The following is a 20,241-nucleotide window of genomic DNA, read 5'->3' on the forward strand; positions in this document are numbered from 1 at the left end:
TGAACTCGATGACAATCTCAAGCGTGGCATGCGACGCCATCGGCCATGGCTGGTCGCTATGGGCGTGATCATCACGGTCTACCTGGTCGTCCCGATGCTTATCGTCATTCCGGCGTCCTTCACCTCTGGTTCCTTCCTCCAGGTTCCGCCAAACGGATTCTCATGGCGCTGGTACCAGGCGGTCTTCGAGGGTGACAACTGGACGGACGCTTTTGCGTCATCGGTGCGGGTTTCGGCGACTGCGGCGACCGCGGCGACCATCGTCGGGGCACTGGCCGTACTCGGCCTGTCCCGGGTCCGGCGCTTCGGACGTGTGCTGCGCCCCTTGTTCTTTCTCCCCATGGTTCTCCCCTACATCGTGTTCGCCCTCGGCCTCGGTCAGATGGCGATTCCACTTGGCCTGGACGGCTCCCTCTGGCCGCTGATGGCCGGCCAGGCAGTCCTGTGCCTCCCCATCGCCTTCCTCACCGTGGCAGGCGGCATGTCGAAGATCGACCCTGCATACGCGCGCGCCGCGTCCAGTATGGGGGCGAACTGGTGGCGCACCGTGTGGAAGGTCGAACTCCCTCTGCTGCGCCGAAACATCGTCACCGGATGGCTGCTCGCTTTCGCGTTCGGCTTCGACGAGGTGGTCCTCGCGCTCTTTCTGTCGCCGCCCGGTCAGGAGACCCTGCCTGCCAAGTTGTACACGGAGGCTTCCCAGAACGTGTCGCCGCTGCTCGCGTCGGTGAGCGGCCTGGTCGTCGCGCTGACCGTCCTCGTCGCCCTCGTGGTGCTGGTCGCGCGCAACGCGAGTGCAGGAAGAACCCGTACCTCACACAGCACACGGTTCGTGGCGGCCGGCGTACAGACAGAACCAGCTGCCGACTGCTCGCCGGAGCCGGCAGGGCCAAAGGAGAACGCATGAGCCTCGACGTGGAAATCAGGGACATGTTCCTGTCCATCGGCGGCACCCGGATACTCTCAGATGTGAACCTGCGCGTTCCCCAGGGCAGCTTCGTGACGTTGCTCGGCCCGAGTGGATCGGGCAAGAGCACCACCCTCAACGTCCTGGCCGGGTTCCTGACTCCTGACAAAGGGCAAGTCCTCTTCGGCGGACAGGACGTCAAGGATCTGCCTCCTGGCGCCCGCCAGCTCGGGATCGTGTTCCAGAACTATGCGATCTTCCCGCACATGACAGTGGGTGAGAATGTGCGCTTCCCGCTCGTCGCGCAGCACATCAGCACCGACCACAACAAGCGTGTGGCGGACATGCTGGAACTTGTCAAGCTCGGTGGATTCGAGAAGCGCAAGGCATCAACGCTCAGCGGCGGGCAATTGCAGCGGGTGGCGCTCGCCCGGGCGCTGGCGGCACAGCCGCAGGTCCTCCTCCTAGACGAACCCCTCTCCGCTCTTGACAAACAGCTACGCGAAGCGATGCAAAGCGAGCTGAAGGCCATCCAACGCGAGGTCGGTGTCACAACCATCAGCGTCACGCACGACCAGGCCGAAGCCCTTTCGATGTCGGACCTCGTTGTCGTCATGAACGGCGGCCGGATCGAGCAGGCCGGAACCGCGGAGGAGATGTACTGCCGGCCCGGAACCGAGTTCCTCGCCCGCTTCCTCGGCGAGGTGAACCTGCTCCCGGTCGCGGCAGACGGCCGCTGCCGCCCCCTTGACGTCCACGCGACGGACGCGACCGGCCGCCTCCTGGTGATCCGCCCCGAGGACTTCAGAGTTGAGGAGATCGACGGGCCGGGCTTCAAGGCAACCGTCACCGACGTTCAATTCCAGGGCGGAACGCTGCGGTTGGAGGTCTCGGTCCCGGAGTCTCCCGTGCCTCTAGTCGTCCGGTCCCCGTATGCCGGATACGGATCGATCCCACAGGTCGGCGAGAACGTCCGCCTGTCGCATGACTTCTCGTTCCTCCACTTCGTCAACCAGGCGACCTAGGCAAAGGACCTAGCACGCCCGGCGAACCACCCAGCCGACCCACCCATCGACTTCCGGCCGCACGCCGAAGAGAGGTCCGCCATGCCCGCAGCACTCATACCGGCCTCGGCCCGTTCCCTGCCTCTGGCTGTACGAGCACAGGGAGCACGCATCTTCACCGCCGACGGCCGCGACTACCTCGACGGCTCGTCCGGACCACTTGCCGCGAACCTGGGCCACGGCCATCCAGCCATGATCGAAGCGCTGAACCGCCAGTCGCACGACGTTGTGTTCGCGCACCGCGCCCAGTTCCGGAATGCTCCGGCCGAGCGCCTCGCGGTCGAGGTTGCCGCCCGGCTCGGCGATGGATTCGGACTGTCGTCGTTCGTCTGCGGTGGCTCCGAGGCCGTCGAACTCGCCATGAAACTGGCCCACATGACCTGGGCAGCCCAAGGACGCCCGGAGAAGCACCGCTACGTCTCTGGCCAGGTCAGCTATCACGGCAACACGCTCGGAGCAATGAACCTCAGCGGACAGCCGCGATACTCGTCAGCGTTCAGGCCCTTGGTGCACAGCGAGCAGACCATCACCGTGCCCCAGACCTACCGGCTCGACGTCCCCGACGGGCGAACCCCTGCAGAGCAGGCCGTCGCCCGGCTGCGCGCCGAATTCGCCACCTTGGACGTCGAGCACACGGCTGCCGTGGTCTTCGAGGGTGTCGGCGGCTCGTCGTCCGGTGTGACGGTTCCGCCTCCCGGTTTCTTCGAGGAGCTACGGGCCCTGTGCGACGAGCACGACGTGCTCTGGATCTGCGACGAGGTCATGTCCGGCTTCGGTCGCACGGGTAAGTGGTTTGCCTTCCAGCACTCGTCCGCTGCACCCGACATCGTGTGCTATGCAAAGGGCATCGCGGGCGGCTACGCGCCGTTGGGCGGCGTCACCGTCTCCGACAGGGTCTGGGACCTTATCAGCGACGCCCACCCCGCAGTCACCGCCGGCCACACCTTCACGAACTTCCCGCTCAACTGCGCGATCGGCCTTGCCGCGCTCGACGTCATCGAGGAAGAAAGACTGCTCGACCGCGTGATCGACCGCGGAGAACGACTCGGACAACAGCTGTCGGCCATCGCGGAGCAGGCCGGGATCGTCGGCGACGTCCGTGGCACGGGCTACATGTGGGGACTGGAACTCACCCTCCCCGGCACCACGGAGCCGTTCGACCCCGCTCTGGACGTGACGACCCGTGCCGTCGCGATCGCAGCCGAGCACCGCCTCATTGTCTACCCCGCACGGCTGTGCGCGGGCGACGGGCGAGGCGACGCACTCATCGTCGCCCCGCCCCTCAACGCGACCGACGACGAACTCGACGACCTCCTGAGCCGCCTCGAGGGCAGCCTCCACTCCATCCGCGTATCTCTCGACATCTGACTGGGACTCACTGATGAACACCACTCCCCTAACTGTCGCGGTCATCGGAGCAGGGGCGGCTGGCCTGGCCGCCACGCGCGAACTGATCGAACGCGGGCACACTGTGACCTGTTTCGACCGAGACGATCGCGTGGGCGGCCATTGGAACCACGACTACGAGGCGCTGCACCTCATTACGCCGAAGTCGACCTCGAAGTTCCGTGGCTTCCCGCAGTCGGCCGATTATCCTGCCTACCCCAGCCGTGACCAAGTCATCGCCTATATGCAGTCGTTCGCTGACCGGTTCGACTTGCTGCGGCACATCGAGTTCCAGACGACCGTCGTGAATGTCCGCCCCTCCGGTTCAGGCAACGGCCTGAACGGATGGGAGGTTGAACTCGGCACGGGCGAGACGCGCGAGTTCAGCGCCGTGGTCGTGGCAAACGGCCACCTCCATCACCCGTACGTGCCGGATCTTCCCGGCGACTTCTCGGGTAAGGTCCTGCACTCGGTGGACTACCGCAACACCGCTGACCTCGACGGCGATCGAGTGCTGGTCATCGGCGCCGGAAACTCCGGCTGCGACCTGGCGGTCGACGCCGCGCAGGCCCGCCGCAGGGTCAGCATTTCCATCCGGCACGGATTCATCTTCATGCCGAAGTCGATCCTCGGCCGACCACGCGCCGAGCTACCCACCCAGAAACTCCCACCGAAGCTCGCGGCGCTTATCCTGCGCTACCTGGTCCGCGTCAGCGTCGGACGCCCCGAGCAATACGCCGGACTACCGAAGCCCTCGACGCGCGACCTCACGAAGCAACGCTCCATTGTCAACGACCTCCTCCCCTACTGGATCCAGCACGGCCGGGTCAGGGTCCGCCCGGCAGTGGCAAAGGTACAGGGCAGCAGTGTGACGTTCTCCGACGGGACGAGCGACGACTTCGACACGATCCTGCTCGCGACCGGGTTCCGCTACGAAGCGTCCTTCCTCGCCGAGAGCGTGATGAAGCGCGAGACGGACATGCCTCGGCGTTGGGCCTCCGGCACCCTCGTAGACGGTCTCTCGAACCTCTTCTTCGTGGGGCTCATCGCACCCATGGGTGCACAATGGCCGGTCTACGAACAGCAGGCGGACCTTATCGGAGACCTCATCGAGCTGCAGCATGCCCACTCCGCTCCGATCGTCCGCGAGTTCCAGAAGAACGACGCCGGCTTCGGCGACCTCGAGCTGCAGCGCCCCGCTTGGGACGCCATGCACCGCACGACGCTCAGCACCGCCGCACGCCTCCGCCGCGGCCTTTTCGGCCACGCGGCCTGACCCCTTCAGGCTGAACAACCGCTCACCCTCGACAGAGAGAAAACCAGGCCATGACAACTGACTTCACGGGTAAGGTCGTCGTCGTCACCGGCGGCGCACGCGGCCAGGGCGCCGCGCACACGACCCTGTTCGCCGAGCTCGGCGCGACGGTCTACTCCCTCGACCTGCTCGATGATCTCGGCACGGAACTTCAGAAGAGTCTCACCAGTCGGGGACTGAACGTCACGTACCACCACCACGACGTCACATCCGAAGCCGACTGGGACGCGCTCGTCGCAGACCTCGACACACGGCACGAAGCGCTCGACGTCCTGGTCAACAACGCCGGAATCGTCCACACTGCGGAGATCCCGGAGGAGAACCTCGTTCAGTTCCAGCGAGTTCTCTCCGTGAACACCACGGGGGTCTTCCTCGGAATGAACAAGTGCTGGACGCTGCTGGCCAACGCCCGCGGGTCCATCGTGAACATCGCCTCCGTCTACGGCCTGCACAGCAACCCGGGTTACGTCGCGTACACGGCGAGCAAGGCGGCGGTGGTCGGGATGACCCGCACCGCCGCGGTCGAAGGCGCCGAGATCGGCATTCGCGCGAACTGCATTTCACCAGGAACCGTGCAGACCCAACAACTCGCGGACGAAGGACGCTCCTACGTCCGCGAAGCAACCCCCATGGACCGTGGCGCCGACCCCCGCGAGATCTCCAACGTGGTCGCGTTCCTCGCCTCACCGGCTGCGTCATTCATCACCGGCGTCGAAGTCCCGGTCGACGGGGGCTTCTCCGCACACTGACCGTAGCGGAGTGACCCGTCCCGAAAGTCCGTATCAGTGGCGGGCCGCTTCCAACTGTCCACAAGGTACGTCCGGCGTCGCACGGGGCAGGGTGAGCCCCGGCGGTCAAGCGCGCCACGCATGCCTCATCCAACGCCTCGCCGACTTCCTCGACCGGCACGCACCTCGCTCGGTTCAAGGCGTTCGAGGATCACCTGAAGCGGTTCCGATGTGGACACACGCCACGTCCGCGGCGATCGTCGGGACGTGGCCAACCCCGGCTTCAAGAGCACGGAAGCCGGGGCGCGACGGCGAATACAGGCCGGGAAGCGCGGTCAACGGGCGTCGACGAGCGGAATATCGACGAGCGATCGGAGATCGGTGAACCCCGTACCGTGCACCGACAGAACCCGCACGCCGTCCGGAGAGACCTCGAAGGTCGCAAGGTCCGTGTAGATCCGGTCGACGCAGGCGAGCCCGGTTAGGGGGTAAGTGCAGGCTGGTACGAGCTTGGGGGTGCCCTGCTTCGTGAGAAGCGTCATTGTCACGAACAGCTTCTTGGCTCCGATTGCCAGGTCCATGGCACCGCCGACCGCAGGAATGGCATCAGGTGCGCCGGTGTGCCAGTTGGCCAGGTCGCCGTTGGCCGCGACCTGGAACGCGCCGAGGACACAGATGTCGAGATGACCGCCGCGCATCATGGCAAAGGAGTCGGCGTGGTGGAAGTAAGCAGCTCCTGCGGGTTCGGTCACGGGAACCTTGCCCGCGTTGATGAGGTCGCGGTCGATCTCATCTTCGGTGGCGGCCCTGCCCATGTTCAACATGCCGTTCTCGGTGTGGAGGATGACAGCAGCGTCGGGGCGGATATGGTCGGCCACGAGCGTCGGTTGTCCGATGCCGAGGTTCACATATGAGCCGGCGGGGATGTCGGCGGCGACGGCTGCGGCGATCTGCGTCTTGGTGCGCGGGCGATCGGTGCTAGGTGTGGGCGTCATCACTGGTCTCCGACGGCAACGACCCGGTCGACGAAGATCGACGGGGTGACGATGGTCTCGGGGTCGAGCGCGCCGGTCTCTACGATGCGCTCCACCTGAACAATGGTCGTTGTCGCTGCCGTCGCCATGACAGGCCCGAAGTTGCGTGCCGTCTTGCGGTAGATGAGGTTGCCCATGCGGTCGGCAATGTGCGCGCCTATCAGGGCGATGTCGCCGCTGAGCGGGAACTCCAGGACATGGGTCCTGCCACCGAGTTGGCGAGTCTCCTTCCCTTCTCCGAGCAGCGTGCCGGCACCGGTGGGACAGTAGAACGCGCCAATGCCGGCGCCTGCGGCGCGTATCCGTTCGGCGAGGGTTCCCTGGGGGACGACTTCGAGTTCCACCAAGCCGCGGCGGTAGAGGTCGTCGAAAACCCACGAGTCGCTCTGCCGAGGGAAGGAACAAACGACCTTGCGGACCCGCCCCTTCGCGAGTAGCGCTGCCAGCCCAGTGTTTCCGTTTCCGGCGTTGTTCGACACGATCGTCAGGTCCCTCGAGCCGACGTCGATGAGGGCGTCGATGAGGTGGGTGGGCATTCCAGCCATCCCGAATCCGCCCACGAGCACGGTCGCACCGTCGGTGATGCCGGACAGGGCCTCGCGGGTGCTTGTGCAGATGGTCGTCATGACACGTTCTCCAGGACCACGGCGAGTCCCTGGCCCACGCCGATACAGATCGCCGCCACGCCCCACCGCTGGTTCGCCGTCCGCAGCCGCTCGGCAAGGGTGGCAAGGACGCGGCCACCAGAAGCACCCAGGGGGTGCCCGAGGGCGATCGCGCCGCCGCGTGCATTCACCAGGTCCGGGTCGACGCCCCAGGCGTCGACGCAGGCTATGGCCTGCACCGCGAAAGCCTCGTTGAGTTCGATGGCATCGACCTCGCCCCAGCCGATTCCCGCGCGTTTGAGGGCCTTCTCGGCCGCTTCGACGGGAGCGATCCCGAAGTCCTGGGGGTCAAGGGCGTGCACGCCGCGGCCGGCGATCCGGGCGATGGGTGTCGTGCCGATGACGTCGGCAGCCCTCTCAGTCCCCAGGACGACAGCGGAGGCACCGTCGTTGAGCGGCGACGCGTTCCCTGCGGTGATAGTTCCGCCCGTGCGGAAGACGGAGCGGAGCTCAGCGAGGCTGTCAGGGGTGGAGTCCACGCGGATGCACTCGTCTCGGTGAAGCGTCGTTCCGGGTACTGCGGTGACCAGTTCGGCGTAGAAGCCGTCCGTCCATGCCTGGTGCGCGAGGCGGTGGGACCTGGCGGCGAAGGCGTCCTGTCGTTCACGGCTGATCCCGAGCCTGGCGCCGAGCGCCTCGTTTGCCTCGCCGAGCGACACCGTCCAGGCTGCAGGCATCCTGTCGTTGACGAGTCTCCATCCGAGGGTCGTGGAGTACGCAGTCGTGTTGCCGGCCGGGAAGGCCCGTTCGGGCTTGGGCAGCACCCACGGCGCTCGGCTCATCGACTCCACACCGCCAGCGACGACGACCTCCGCGTCGCCGGTCTCGAGGGTCCGTGACGCGGCGATCACCGCGTCGAGCGACGAGCCGCACAAGCGGTTTACGGTCACTGCGGCCACTGATGTCGGGAGCCCTGCGAGAAGCCCGGCCATGCGGCCCACATTACGGTTGTCCTCTCCTGCCTGGTTGGCACAGCCCCACACCACGTCGCCGACGGCTGCCGGATCGAGAGCGGGGACCTTCGCGAAGACAGAGGTAAGCACCGCTGCGGCCAGGTCGTCCGGCCTCAAGCCTGAGAGTGCGCCTCCGAAACGACCGAACGGGGTCCGGTCAGCGGCAAAGACATAGCTGAAAGTCACGTCACTGACGCTAAACGTGGCTACCCATTGAGTCCAATATTCAATTCGCTCTAATTTATAATCTGGATGCATGGAACTTCGTGAGCTTCGATCATTCGTCGCCGTTGCGGCCTCAGGAGGGTTTGGCCGGGCCGCCGAGCAGCTCCATATCGCGCAGCCAGCGGTGTCTCAGCAGGTAAAACGGCTAGAACGTGAGCTGGGCGCTCCGCTCTTTCTTCGCACCACCCGAAGTGTCGAGCTCACTCCCGCCGGTGTGCGGCTGCTGGAACGCGCCAAGGTCATCCTCGCGGAGGTCGACCGGGCTGCGGAGGATGTCCGGCGCGTTCAGGCGGGCGGTATCGGGAAGGTGTCTGTCGGATTTGTGGGGACGGCGACTTACGATCTCTTGCCGACCCTGTCGCGCTGCGTTCGCGCCCGTCTGCCGGGCATCACGCTCGAGCTGCGCGGTGAGCGGCTGAGCCCTGCTCTCTCCGCCTCGCTGCTCGCGTCGGAGCTGGACCTGGCCGTCATGCGGGATCCGGGGCCGGAGGGCGGGCTCGCGGTATCGAGACTCCGCACGGAGCGGCTAGTCGCTGTGCTGCCGGCAGACCACCGACTCGCGACCGCCCGAAGTGTGACCATTGGCGACCTGCGCGACGACATCTTCGTCTTGCACCCGTCCGACCGGCGTTCGACCCTCCACGCCGCAGTCATCGGGGCTTGCAGGGCCGCGGGGTTCGCTCCTATCGACACCGTCGAAGTGGCGGAGACGGCCACCCTTGTCAACTTCGTGGCGGCCGGGATTGGTGTCTCCGTGGTGCCGCATCCGGTGATGGCCCTGAACCTTGCCGGCGTCCGGTACACGGAGCTGGTCGATCCTCCACGACTGGACCTGGTGCTCAGTCAGCGACGCGGCGGCATGCAACCTGCGTCCCAAGCTGTGGCCCGCATTATCGCCTCCATCGTCTGAGCGGTCGTTTTCTCCCGTTGTTTTATAGCGGAATGCGAACTTCATCATGTGATGTCGGGTCGCGCCAGGAGATGGTGGTCTCGCCGGTGAGGCGGCGGGCCATCAGGTCGGTCATGGCGAGGTGGACCATGGCTTCGGAGCGGGCGGGAAGGGTTTCGTAGTCGCGGGCGAGGCGCCGGTGGAGCATCAGCCGGCCGTACGTCCGCTCCACTGTCCACCGCTTCGGTATCGGGGTGAACCCCCTGGAACGACGCGAACCTGATCGGCGTTCTGCTCAAGTGGATACTCACGATCGCTGACGGCGCCCCCGTTACCTGGGCCATCGAGGACGGCCGTGGCTTCGCCCGCTGCTTGGCCGACGGCCTGCTGCTGACTGGCCATCAGGACCTAGCCAGGGGACGCCCCGCTTTGGCGGGGTGGGGAATGGCTTTTCTGGGCTGCTCTGGCCTCAACTCGGTGCACGGATCTGCGCTGTTCACCTTAGCCACCTTTCCGCCGCATTAGATCTGTCGCGTATGTATGGTGATGGTGATGGTGTGGCTGTGGCCAGGAAGGTTCGCCGGTTCTCCGGCGGTGTCGGTCTCGGGCTCCATGTGGTGTGGTGCCCGAAGTGCCACCGTCCGGTCCTTGGTGGCCGGGTCGCGGAACGCCTGGACGGGCTGATCCGGAAGAAGGCCGACGAACGCGGGTGGGAGATCATCGCGCTTGATCTGGGTCCCCCACCCGGCTGATAGCCGCCCACCGCAAACTGCACGCCGCCACCGGCTCGAAGTGTTCCCCCGGCTCCGGCAGCAGACCGCCGCTACCCATGATGTCGACCATACCGGAACTCGCCGTATGCAGTTGGCATCCGGCAGGGGCTCACACATGTGACGATGTTTTACGGCAGTCCTCGTTCCACTGGAGGGTTCGGTCTGATGTCAATCAGACGAGTGAGCCCAGGTCGATGCTGTCGGGCGACCGAACGATGCGGCGCGCCGCCGGAACCCACGTAGGCGAGCTCCCGATCAATCGCTGTTAATGCAGATGCTCTTCTGATAGAGGAAAGCGTCCACGTGCTGGGGGCCGCCCTTCCACCCGTAGCCGCTCTGCTTGTACCCGCCGAATCCAACTGAGGGATCGATAAGCCCATAACAGTTCACCCAGACAGTTCCCGCCTTGATCCCGTGCATCATCGTGTTCATGGTGCTGATGTCTCGTGTCCACACGGCGCCGCCCAGCCCGTAGACGGTGTCGTTGGCAAGCGCGAGGGCTTCGCCGGCTGTGTCGAACGGGATGATCGAGATCACCGGCCCGAAGATCTCCTCGCGGGCGATGGTCATGGTGTTGGACACATTGTTGAAGATCGTCGGCTCGACGAAGTACCCGTTGGCTACGTCGCCCGTCATCCGATTGCCGCCGAGCACCAGGTCTGCCCCTTCGTCGTCTCCGACGGAGACGTAGTCCAACACTCGCTCCATCTGCTTCTGCGAGATCAGTGGACCGAGGTCGGTGTTCGGATCGAGCGGGTCACCCACCTTGAGTGATCTCCCGAAGTCGACCATGCGCTCGACGAACTCATGCTGAATCGTTCGTTCAACGAAAAGACGTGTTCCGGCAAAGCAGACCTGCCCGCTGTTGGAGAAGACTCCCATCGCCGCCCCAGGAACGGCACGATCAAGGTCCGCATCAGCGAAGACGATGTCCGGGGACTTACCCCCGAGCTCCAACTGGAGCCGCTTTATGTTGGTGGCAGACGCACGGATGATCTCCCGACCGGTGTCGGTCGATCCGGTGAAAGCAATGCGGTCGACATCGGGGTGCGCCGCCAGGGCGGCACCGGCCTCGGTCCCCAGACCAGTGACGACATTGACAACGCCCTCGGGCAGTCCGGCTTCGCACAGGAACTCGGCCGTTCGCAGGACGGTCAGGGACGCGTCTTCCGCTGGCTTCATCACGACGGTACAACCAGTGGCGAGAGCGGCGCCCAGCACCCACCACTGGCTGATGAGCGGACCATTCCAGGGGATGATGCCACCGACCACCCCGACTGGAGCCTTGAGCGTGAGCGTCGTGTACTTGCCGCCCAGCGAGTTGGGGATCGTCTGTCCCGCGCAGTTCATCGTCTGGCTCGCGAAGAACAGGATGCATTTGAGGATGTTCTGCTTGAATCCCTGTGCGCGAGACAGGGGAACTCCCATGTCCAACGACTCAAGGAGTGCGAGCTCGTCGTAGTTCTGGTCGATGAAATCGTGGACCTTGTGCAGCAGTGCTTGTCGCTCATGCGGGGTAAATCGGCTCCACGGCCCGTCGAACGCACGCCGGGCGCTGAGGACAGCCCGGTCGACGTCGGCCGCGTCACCTCGCGCGAGCGTTGTCAGGATCCCACCCGTAGAGGGATTGCGCGTGTCCATGCGCCTGCCGGCCACTGCTTCCTGCCAACCGCCGTCGATGAAGTGGCCGGTGCTCCCACGCGTGACGAAGGTTGGGTATTGCGTTTTGGTTGGGTTGTTCATTCCGACAGCCACCGGATCCTCACACGTCCGTCCTGAATGGGTCACGTGCTTCACTAAAGGCAATACGGGGGTGGTTCATACTTCTTCAGTCTGTTATGCCTTTTGCAAGACGATGCGCCCGTTGACGTCACCTGTCTGCAGCAGACTCAGGGCCTCGTTGGCCTTGTCTCGATGCATGCGGTGGACGGGGATGGGCTGCAGTTGCCCTGTCTTAGCCATCTGCACCACATCTATCAGGTCCTGCAACGTGCCCGTCGAAGAACCGATGACACTGCGCGGCAGGAACACCATGCCCGCCACAGGAATGTCCAGTTCTCCCCCGCTGAGGCCGATGAGAACCAGCTTGCCGCCGCGCCCGAGGGTGTCGAAGGCGGCGTTGGCGGTCTTGGTGTTGTTGACGAAATCCATGGCGTAGAGCAACGGACCTCCGGCAACGCGCTTGATTTCCTCGGCGAGGTTGTCGTGCCCACTGTTCACGAACGTGGTGGCACCCGACTGAAGCACACTTGCGCGCTTTCGTTCGTCCACATCGACCACGATGATGTGACGGTGCCCGAGTGCCCGCAGCATGGCGATCGCCGAGTGTCCCAAACCACCAGCGCCGATGAGCAGCACTGCGGCGTCCGGATCGATCCGCCCCAGCTTGCGGATGGCGGAGAGGACAGTGATGCCGGAGCACGCGTAGGTGGCGGCGATCGCTGGATCGATGCCATCGGGATCGACAAGATAACGCCAGTGCGGGACGAGTACGTGCGAGCTGAAACCTCCGTGACGTACGACCCCGATGCTGGACAGCTGGGAGCAGAGGTTGTCCTGGCCGTCCTCGCACCACGTACAACGTCCGCAACCGATCCATGGGAAGACGATGCGCTGGTCTCCCCGTCGGATGCCTTCCACCTGCTCTCCGAAAGCAACGACCGTTCCCACGACCTCGTGCCCCGGCGCACGCGGCAGTTGCACACCCCGGTCCGCCAGGTTCACGCGCTTGCCGTACCCGAGGTTGTAGTCCCCTTCCCAAAAGTGCAGGTCGGAGTGGCAGACGCCGCAGTGAGTGACTTCCACCAGGACCTCTGAGCCGGTCGGCGTGGGTGTCTCTACCTCGAGCCTCTGGAGAGGCTGACCGTTCTTGACTACCGCCCACATCTGCATGCGCGAAACCTCGACTCTGGGTGACGGTTCATCGACCGAGGGTGGCCCCGAAGGTCCACACGTGCGTTGGCCGTCGCAATGACGGCGGACGTCACGTTACCTGCGATCGACTCAAGGGGCAATGATTGACCTATGCCTCACCTGGGCGCCTTCGGGCTGCGCGGAGGCCCGACTCGGTAGATACCAAAACTACTTGGAGCATGTCGAAGGCATTGCGTACGCCACACAGACAGGCGTAGCTTGCGGCAGCGGTCAACCATTGGCCATCGCGACAAAACTTGCACTTCGCTGCCTTGAGGAGAAGACGTGCAGGCGACCGCCACGACCCCGAGGAGCCCGGTATCCCATGACTGATACAGCTGCGATGATGCAGCCCGCTGCCCGACGCCGCTTGGTCAGCTCCGCGTTGCTGGGGACAACGATCGAGTTCTTCGACGTCTACATCTACGGCTTGGCAGCAGGCCTCTACTTCGCCCGCCTCTTCTTCCCCAGCGCCAGTCCGACAGTTAGCGTGATCGCTTCGTTCGGAACGCTGGCCAGCGGGTTCCTCATCCGACCGCTGGGCGGCATCATCGGCGGACACTTCGGCGACAGGTACGGCCGCAAGAAGGTCCTGGTCGCCAGCATGATCGTCATGGGAAGCGGCACCTTCGTCGTCGGTGTTCTCCCCACATACCAGACCATCGGAATCTGGGCACCCATCCTTCTGATCGCGGCACGACTCGCACAGGGACTGGGCGCCGGAGCAGAATGGGGGGGCGGCGTTCTCATGCTCGTGGAGCACATGAGCAAAGACCGTCGCGGCTTCTGGGGAAGCATCTCCAACTTCGGCGTCTGGCTCGGTATCGCGTTCGGCACGCTGGTCTTCGCAGGTATCACACGTCTGCCCGAGCACGTCCAGATGTGGGCCTGGCGAGCCCCCTTCATCGCCTCCGCCGCACTGGTCTTCTTCGGCCTCTGGGTCAGGCTCGGCGTTACCGAGACGCCGGTCTTCGTGGAGGCCGAGAAGGAGGCGAAGCAGAATAAGCGGGAGCCCCTGCCGCTTGCCGAGCTGTTCCGGAACCACAAGAAGGCGACGGTCATCGCCATCTGCGTGGCCACCGGCGCCGCTTCTTACCAGATCTACGGCACGTTCGCGACGTCCTACGCAGACTCCCTGGAACTACCGGTGAGCACAATCCTTCTGTTCCAGTTCGCAAACGGTCTGTTCGCCCTCTTTGCGACCCTGTTCTTCGGGTGGCTTTCCGACCACACCGGACGCCGCGTCCTGGCCATCGTAGGCAGCATTATGGTCGTGCCGTCGATGTACCTGCTGTTCTGGTCGCTGAACGGAAGCCGACTTCCGCTCATCATGCTGTCACTGATCCTCCTGGAGATCGGACACTCGATGGTATACGGGCCCATGGGCGCGTTCCTTGCCGAGATGTTCGAAACAAGGGCCCGCTATACGGGCATCTCCATCGCGTACCAGGTCGGTGCGGGCGCCCTTTCCGGGCTTGGGCCTCTCATCGCCTCCGCCATCCTCGCGTCGTCCGGTGGCCCGCCTCACGTCTACGCTGTCCCCCTCATCGTGGCGGTAACGGGATCGCTGACGGTGATCGGCGCCTTCTTGGCCCCCAACCGCGCGCGACAGCCTCTGCCCGACAGCGCAGAAGGGCGCGATGCGCGCCTGGTGGACCGCGGGGCCGTTTCCGGCCAGCGCACTTGAGGCCTGGACGCGGGCCAAGCAGTCACGGCCTGCCGAGGAGTGGGCCAAGACCCTGACCGGCCCGTCCCTATAGAGGGCGCCGGCACGAAACCCACAAGGACGATCTCGCGCTAGGTCTGTCTTCAAAGATCATCAGAAGGTGGATCACGGTGGGGTGGTACCCCGCCATGAACTCACCGGTCAGGATTGGGAGTTACTCGCTCCACTCATACCGCGGGCCGAGACAGGTCGGCCGCGCGTGGAGGATCGGGCAGGTCATCAACGGAATGGTCTACAAGATCCGGACCAGGATCTCCTGGCGTGACCTTCCAGAATGCTACGCACCATGGAAGACGGTCGGCACCCGCTTCCGCCACTACGCGCTGGGCGGCGTGTTCACCCAAGCTCTCCGGCAGGTCCAGGCTCCTGCGGACAAGGCCGGCGATATCGACTGGCTCGTCCAGATCGACTCTACGGTCGTCCGCGCCCACCAGTACGCCGCCACCGGCCGAAAGGGGAATCAGCCGCGGGTCGGCCCCGTCCGCTGCGTACAGGCTGCGGGCGGGGCCGACCGGATGCTGATCGCGGACTCTGCTCAGTTCTCACCATCCTGCAGTCTGAGCGGAGAGCGTGGTGCCGCACGTAACTCAGGCGGGATTCGTCCAGATTCCGCCAGTAGCACCGCATCAGTTCCTGTGAAGGCCGGGCGGCTGTGGCTGCGGCAAGAAGTGTGGCGGGAAGCGGATCAGCTCGCGCACTGGGACTGATAGCTGCGGACGCTGTCCTGCACGAGGCGGCTTGCTTCGGAGGCATTGCCGTACCCGTTGAGGACGACGTCCTTGCCGCCCTTGGGCAGTTGCTTGTAGACGCGGAAGAACGCCTCGATCCGCTGCTGTTCGGCGCTCGGCAGGTCGGTGATGTTCTTGACGTCGGCGTAGGTGGGGTCCACGTCCTCGGCGGGGACGGAGACGATCTTCTCGTCGGACTCGCCGCCGTCGACCATGTGCAGCACGCCGATGGGCCGGACGTTTATTACCGAGCCCGGGGTCATGGGCTCGCGGGTCAGGACCAGCCCATCGAGCGGGTCTCCGTCACCACCCACCGACTGCGGCACCGAACCGTAGTTGGCGGGGTAGGACACGGGCATCGACATGAAGCGGTCCGCGACGAGACGGCCGCTGGCCGGATCGATTTCGTACTTGGTGATGCTGTTCTGGGGTATCTCCACGACGACGTTGAAGCCGTCCTTGCGTATGTCCTTGGCCTCCGGCTGCGGGAAAGCCAGCGGGTGCACGTAGCCGCCCTCGGCCGAGGGCCAGCACTTGACGTCTGTGGCCGCTGACGCGACTCCAGATGAGGCCGTCACACCGGACACGGCGGCCACGCCCAGGGCGACGGCAGCGGCTACCGGCATTCCGATCAGGGCTACGGGACGCGAGATTGCTCTGCGCACAACTAATCCTTAACTCGACTGACTGACATTTCAGGAATATCGCAGGTTATGGTGAATAACTACCCTCTATTTGGTGACAGTCGGAGTGAGATCTGACAGCGGGCGCGGAGGCGCTTCCCGCCGGGGCAGTCCGGTTTCGGGCCGTGTCCAGGGCCAGTTGGGCGAGTGCTGCCGGAGCTCCGGCCTGGCCCCGGATTCCGGGAGACCCTTGATGTCAACGATGAGCGGTTCGCCATCGCCAGTACGAGTGATGTCCGCCCCGTACACATCGAGCGCGAAGTCGGAACCCACACGGCGGCCAGGCCCCGCCAGCCGTCGGGAAGCCCGTGAGCGGCGAGTGCGGGCGGCCCCGTGGCTGCGTCCGCCGGCTCCGAGCGGCGCAGGGCTGCAAAGACCTGGTCACCGACGACCCACAGTTTGTGGTCCCAGCCGTCGTTGGCGATATACGGCTGGACGACCACCGGTTCGCCCCGCCACATCTCACACAGTCCACGCAGGCGCGCGCCGTCGTCGACACGAGCGACCAGATCGTCCCGTCGGCTGTGCCGGCTCTTGACCACCAGCGGGTACGGAAGATCGTCAGGTGCCGCCATGAGCCGGCCGAGGGCGGGCTCGGCCCAGGTAGTTGCGAACGGCAGCCCGAAGCTCTTCGCGAGCTGGGCCATCTGCGTACGGTCCTGGCAGAGCCGCGTTGTCCGCGACGAGTTCAGCACCACCGCGCCGCGTTCCCGGAGCGAGCTGGCCAGAGCGAGGGCGTGCGGTGTGCGGGCCTTCAGGAGATAGACGTCCGCGAGTGTTCGCAGGTGCGCGCGTGTGGCGCCGGGGTTGATCCACTCGGCCTCGTGACAGGGTTCCAGCAGGGTCGCTGTGGCAGCCAGCGGCAGATGGTCGGGGCGTGGCGTGATCAGGCCGATCCTCACCCGCTACCGCCGGGTCCCGCCGTGGTGCTGTGCACCGGCGCGGCGATGCATGCCGCGCCGGCCTGGTGCGTGTCCGGCGGAAGGCCCATCAGGTGGTCTGGCCGCGGTCCGTGCTCTGGCGCGGGACAAGGCTCGGACAATGGGGGCTGGGCTGCGGCCGCGCCGGGGTCTGCGAGGCGGAGTACGGCCTGGGCGACTCGGGCTGCCGCGTTGGGCACCGATCGGAAGCTCGGGAAGTCGTTGATGTCGACGATCACTGGACCGTCGGGGCCGAGCAGTACGTCGACGCCGTACAGATCGAGCCCGTATACGGCGCCGACTTCGGTGACCAGCCCGGCCACCTCGGCAGGAACCGGCACGGGCCGCTCCGGGGCCGGCCGCCCGCGATACAGAGGTGAGCGGCGCTCGGTGGCGTACAGTTCGCCGGCGATCGCGTACACCTTGAGGTCAACTCCAGAGTTGGGCACGTACCGCTGAGCGATCAGCATCTTCTCCCTGGCCAGTTCAGTTTGCAGTTCTGCCAGCCGCTCCGGTGAGCGGACCAGTCGCACGGCGCGCCCCGAACTGCCGTCAGCTGGCTTGACCACCAGCGGATACTCCGTATCCGGCAATTCCGTCAGCTTCTCTGGGCGTGCCGTCGCATAGGTGTGGGGCATCGGCAGTCCGTGGCTCTGTCCGATCACCGCGGCCGACGTTTTGTCGCGCACGCTGCGGATGGACCGCGCGTCGTTGATCGTTGTCAGTCCCACTGAGGCGGCGGCCTCCAGCAGGGGCAGCCCTGGTCCCCCGGACGCTGTTTTCAGTACCCAGGCGTCATGAGTGCCCTTCCGCACCACGTGGGACAGCGCAAGCAGGGATCCGCCTGGCCGCAGGACGTCCACGCAGTGCCCCCAGTCGGTGAGCTGGCGCGCCACTTCGAGCGGCATGCTGTCGCCCCGGTATTGCTCTTCCACCAGGAAGCAGAGTTTCATCGTCTTTCCTTGGACGGCCGGATGGGCCGAGCAGTGAATCCGGCGAGCCGGTGGGCGCGGCTCGCCGGTTCGTGGGGCGTGGTGACCTGTTTCGCCGGCTGGCCGGGGCCTGGGCTGCTTGCCGACCGGCGTCGATCCGGAAGTCTCGCCAAGCCCCGGGCCCATGGCAGTCCGGCTGGGCGTATCCCATCCGTCCAGCCGGCACACCGCCGCGGCAACCCGGCAAACCTGTCTGTCAGAGAACTAGAGTCTTTCGTTTGGATCGGGCCGGATCAGGGAGCGGGGTCTGGTGCCGTGGATCGCAAGGCGGAGGAGGGAGCCCTGGCGACCGAGGACAACGCGGCGAGGCGCGGCACCAGGGCACGCGATCCCGGCAGGATCCAAACGAGAGTCCCTAGCGTGCCGCGTCAGTGTGTTCGGTCGCTTCCCGGAGTTGCTGATCGCCCGCCGTTTCCGGTGTGGCGCGGAAGGGTGCGGCCAGGGTGGGCAGGATGTGCCGGCGGTTGCGGATGAACGCCGCCAGGGCGATCGCGGCATAGACGCCGCACAGCACATAGCGGGCCTCCTGGCCGGGCAGTACGAACTGGACGGCAAACAGCCCCAACAGGGTCCAGGCGGCCCAGCGGGGGAAACGCAGCGCGAGCAGTGCCGCGACCCCCAGGAGGGTCTGTGTCGCGGTAAGGAGGAATTCCTCGACCTGGCGTCCGTCGAGCTGAAGTGCTGTGCCGCCTCCGCCGAGGAGGTAGGCGACGGGAAGGCTTCCGACGAGCATGGTCCACTGGTTGACCTTGCTGGAGATCAGGGTGCCGATCGCGGCGGCGCCGTTGCCGCGCACGGCGAACAGGATCGCCACAATGAACTCCGGTGATTCCGAGGCCAGCGGGGCGAGCCACTGCACGAGGAGGAACTCGTCAATCCCGAGCTGGGTGCCGGCGGCGATGAGGTTGTGAGCGAAGGGCTCAGCGCAGGCCAGAATGACCGCGGCGGCGAAGAGGAAGAGTCCCGCCACCAGGATCCGGCGGGTGCGCCGGGGAAGCTCGCCGATCACGGCCGCAGGGCCCACCAGGTCGGGTTCCTCGACCTCGCTGCGGGAGACCTTCCACAGGTAGAAGCCGAAGAAGCCGAGTAGCGCGAATCCCAGCAGCAGCGAGATCTGCCCGGTAAGTGGAATGACGAAGGCGACCAGCGCGGCGATGGCCAGGAAGCCCAGCTCCACCCGGTAGCCGGAGTCCAGCGTCAGCTCCCGTACCGTCTTTCCAGTCCGGCGCTTGGCGATCGCCAGGGCGACCAGCACCACCAGCGACCAGCCCAGACCGAGCAGCAGACGGTTGGAACCCGTCATGTTCGCGGCAGCGTACGCCACATACTCAGGATCGCCGCCCGCGGTGTAAGCGAAGTACAGGTCGATGGCGTACTCCGGCAGCACGGCGATCACCGCGAGGATCGCGATCGCCAGACCACCGGAGATGTCGACCTGTGCAGCCTCCGCAGCCCAGGCCAGCACGAACGACGCGGCGACGACGGCCATACCGAACAGCAGCAGCCCTACCACGGGATTCGGCGAAACGCCGGAGAACCGCATGATCAGCGCGGGCAGGGTCAGAGTGCCGCACAGCGCCAACGGGCGCAGCAGTTTGGCGTGCATCGGGTTTCCTTCCGGACGGCGGCCTGCCTCGTCCGGGACGTCCAGGGGGTCTCGGCCAGGCAAACAGCAGCTGGCCGAAGGTCTCGCCCACCCACGCCACGCGCGGGCCCCACCGACGGAGAACGCTGGGGTTCTCAGTATGTCGACCGGTGGGCTTGCGGACTACTCCCCTTCGGAACGCCACCACACTCACATAGTTACGAGACTTTCGCAATCAACGAAATGAACCGGCGGAGAGCTTCTGGAGCGAGGGAGGGCGGCCCACCAGGCCGCCGACGCGAAACTCGCTGCCCGGATATGCATGGTTCACCGGGCCTCGGACGGCACCTACGGCGTCCCCAGGATCACCGCCGAGCTCCGGGAGGACGTGGTGAATCACAGGCGCGCCGCCCGGGCCATGAAGGCGATCGGGCTGGCCGGGCTCCGCCTGCGCCGCAGGCACCGCACCACCGTCCCCGCCCCGGCCGCGGCGAAGGTCCCGGACCTGATCGGCCGCGACTTCGCCGCGGACCAGGCGAATACCAAGTACGTCGGCGACATCACCTACCTTCCCCTGGCCGACGGGAAGTTCCGCCATCTTGCGACCGTGATCGACCTCGCCTCGCGGCGCCTGGCGGGGTGGGCGGTCGCCGACCACATGCGGGCCGACCTCATGGCGCTGATGAGCCTGGACCTGACGGGAAGGGCCGCAAGATGGTGGACCATACGCTAGAAGCGCTACCTGAACAGGCCGC

General features: G+C 65.7%; 17 protein-coding genes and 3 pseudogenes. 11 read left to right on the plus strand and 9 right to left on the minus strand.

The features are described from left to right. The first annotated feature begins 64 nt into the window (after positions 1-64). The 5 genes from ABTZ59_RS32270 to ABTZ59_RS32290 all read left to right on the plus strand — a co-directional run bounded on the left by ABTZ59_RS32270 (position 65) and on the right by ABTZ59_RS32290 (position 5,421). Positions 65-907, plus strand: a complete 843-nt coding sequence (locus ABTZ59_RS32270) for an ABC transporter permease (RefSeq protein ID WP_351421804.1) — start codon at positions 65-67, stop codon at positions 905-907. Beyond that, on the plus strand, positions 904-1,932 hold the full coding sequence (locus tag ABTZ59_RS32275; RefSeq protein ID WP_351421810.1) for an ABC transporter ATP-binding protein: 1,029 nt from the start codon (positions 904-906) through the stop codon (positions 1,930-1,932). Before ABTZ59_RS32270 ends, ABTZ59_RS32275 begins: the two co-directional genes overlap by 4 nt. A gap of 81 nt (positions 1,933-2,013) precedes the next feature. Beyond that, complete coding sequence (locus ABTZ59_RS32280) at positions 2,014-3,339, plus strand: aminotransferase family protein (RefSeq protein ID WP_351421813.1); 1,326 nt, start codon at positions 2,014-2,016, stop codon at positions 3,337-3,339. Positions 3,340-3,352: 13 nt separating this feature from the next. Then, entirely contained in the window at positions 3,353-4,633 is a 1,281-nt protein-coding gene (locus tag ABTZ59_RS32285; protein WP_351421817.1) for a flavin-containing monooxygenase, read from the plus strand. A 50-nt stretch (positions 4,634-4,683) separates the two neighbouring features. After that, the gene (locus tag ABTZ59_RS32290; protein WP_351421820.1) at positions 4,684-5,421 is read left to right on the plus strand and encodes an SDR family NAD(P)-dependent oxidoreductase; all 738 of its coding nucleotides are present in this window, start codon (positions 4,684-4,686) and stop codon (positions 5,419-5,421) included. 314 nt (positions 5,422-5,735) lie between these two features. On the opposite strand, the gene ABTZ59_RS32295 is transcribed toward ABTZ59_RS32290, so the two are convergent. From ABTZ59_RS32295 to ABTZ59_RS32305, 3 genes are read right to left on the minus strand one after another with little or no spacing between them, the layout of a single operon-like run. Further along, a complete protein-coding gene (locus ABTZ59_RS32295) occupies positions 5,736-6,395 on the minus strand; it encodes a 3-oxoacid CoA-transferase subunit B (RefSeq protein WP_351421825.1) in 660 nt (219 codons plus the stop codon). Continuing rightward, positions 6,395-7,060 (minus strand): 3-oxoacid CoA-transferase subunit A, encoded by a 666-nt coding sequence (locus tag ABTZ59_RS32300; RefSeq protein ID WP_351421828.1) that lies wholly within the window; start codon positions 7,058-7,060, stop codon positions 6,395-6,397. The genes ABTZ59_RS32295 and ABTZ59_RS32300 overlap by 1 nt, the downstream gene beginning before the upstream one ends. Then, complete coding sequence (locus ABTZ59_RS32305) at positions 7,057-8,238, minus strand: thiolase family protein (protein WP_351421832.1); 1,182 nt, start codon at positions 8,236-8,238, stop codon at positions 7,057-7,059. Before ABTZ59_RS32305 ends, ABTZ59_RS32300 begins: the two co-directional genes overlap by 4 nt. 70 nt (positions 8,239-8,308) lie before the next feature. On the opposite strand from ABTZ59_RS32305, the gene ABTZ59_RS32310 reads away from it, so the two are divergent. Then, on the plus strand, positions 8,309-9,187 hold the full coding sequence (locus ABTZ59_RS32310; RefSeq protein WP_351421837.1) for a LysR family transcriptional regulator: 879 nt from the start codon (positions 8,309-8,311) through the stop codon (positions 9,185-9,187). A 22-nt stretch (positions 9,188-9,209) separates the two neighbouring features. Here ABTZ59_RS32310 and ABTZ59_RS32315 read toward each other — a convergent pair. Continuing rightward, positions 9,210-9,431 (minus strand): annotated as a pseudogene (locus tag ABTZ59_RS32315) (IS5 family transposase); the annotation flags it as partial. 292 nt (positions 9,432-9,723) lie between these two features. Between ABTZ59_RS32315 and ABTZ59_RS32320 the strand changes: the two are divergent. Continuing rightward, positions 9,724-9,906 (plus strand): annotated as a pseudogene (locus tag ABTZ59_RS32320) (transposase); the annotation flags it as partial. 288 nt (positions 9,907-10,194) lie between these two features. Here the strand turns inward: ABTZ59_RS32320 and ABTZ59_RS32325 are convergent. Both ABTZ59_RS32325 and ABTZ59_RS32330 read right to left on the minus strand, forming a co-directional pair. Then, positions 10,195-11,682 carry an aldehyde dehydrogenase family protein gene (locus tag ABTZ59_RS32325; protein ID WP_351421846.1) on the minus strand — a complete coding sequence of 496 codons (1,488 nt, stop codon included), beginning with the start codon at positions 11,680-11,682 and terminating at the stop codon, positions 10,195-10,197. A 93-nt stretch (positions 11,683-11,775) separates the two neighbouring features. Then, positions 11,776-12,831, minus strand: a complete 1,056-nt coding sequence (locus ABTZ59_RS32330) for an alcohol dehydrogenase (RefSeq protein ID WP_351421849.1) — start codon at positions 12,829-12,831, stop codon at positions 11,776-11,778. 346 nt (positions 12,832-13,177) lie between these two features. Between ABTZ59_RS32330 and ABTZ59_RS32335 the strand changes: the two genes are divergently transcribed. Together ABTZ59_RS32335 and ABTZ59_RS32340 are read left to right on the plus strand one after the other, a co-directional pair. Continuing rightward, the gene (locus tag ABTZ59_RS32335) at positions 13,178-14,539 is read left to right on the plus strand and encodes an MFS transporter (RefSeq protein ID WP_351421855.1); all 1,362 of its coding nucleotides are present in this window, start codon (positions 13,178-13,180) and stop codon (positions 14,537-14,539) included. A 167-nt stretch (positions 14,540-14,706) separates the two neighbouring features. Beyond that, positions 14,707-15,285 (plus strand): transposase, encoded by a 579-nt coding sequence (locus ABTZ59_RS32340; protein WP_351421860.1) that lies wholly within the window; start codon positions 14,707-14,709, stop codon positions 15,283-15,285. Here ABTZ59_RS32340 and ABTZ59_RS32345 read toward each other — a convergent pair. Then, positions 15,264-15,971, minus strand: coding sequence for an inorganic diphosphatase (locus ABTZ59_RS32345; RefSeq protein ID WP_351421865.1), 708 nt, complete (start codon positions 15,969-15,971; stop codon positions 15,264-15,266). The two genes, ABTZ59_RS32340 and ABTZ59_RS32345, sit on opposite strands and share 22 nt — an antisense overlap. 591 nt (positions 15,972-16,562) lie before the next feature. On the opposite strand from ABTZ59_RS32345, the gene ABTZ59_RS32350 reads away from it, so the two are divergent. Then, the gene (locus tag ABTZ59_RS32350; protein WP_351421869.1) at positions 16,563-16,754 is read left to right on the plus strand and encodes a hypothetical protein; all 192 of its coding nucleotides are present in this window, start codon (positions 16,563-16,565) and stop codon (positions 16,752-16,754) included. 133 nt (positions 16,755-16,887) lie between these two features. On the opposite strand, the gene ABTZ59_RS32355 is transcribed toward ABTZ59_RS32350, so the two are convergent. Then, the gene (locus tag ABTZ59_RS32355; protein ID WP_351421872.1) at positions 16,888-17,862 is read right to left on the minus strand and encodes an ATP-grasp domain-containing protein; all 975 of its coding nucleotides are present in this window, start codon (positions 17,860-17,862) and stop codon (positions 16,888-16,890) included. Between the two features lie 394 nt (positions 17,863-18,256). Next, entirely contained in the window at positions 18,257-19,507 is a 1,251-nt protein-coding gene (locus tag ABTZ59_RS32360; protein ID WP_351421876.1) for a calcium:cation antiporter family protein, read from the minus strand. Between the two features lie 253 nt (positions 19,508-19,760). On the opposite strand from ABTZ59_RS32360, the pseudogene ABTZ59_RS32365 reads away from it, so the two are divergent. Next, positions 19,761-20,162: pseudogene (locus ABTZ59_RS32365) on the plus strand (IS3 family transposase); the annotation flags it as partial. Between the last annotated feature and the right edge of the window lie 79 nt (positions 20,163-20,241).

This window comes from Streptomyces sp. NPDC094034 (assembly GCF_040303865.1).
In the GTDB taxonomy this organism is placed as follows: Bacteria; Actinomycetota; Actinomycetes; order Streptomycetales; family Streptomycetaceae; genus Streptomyces.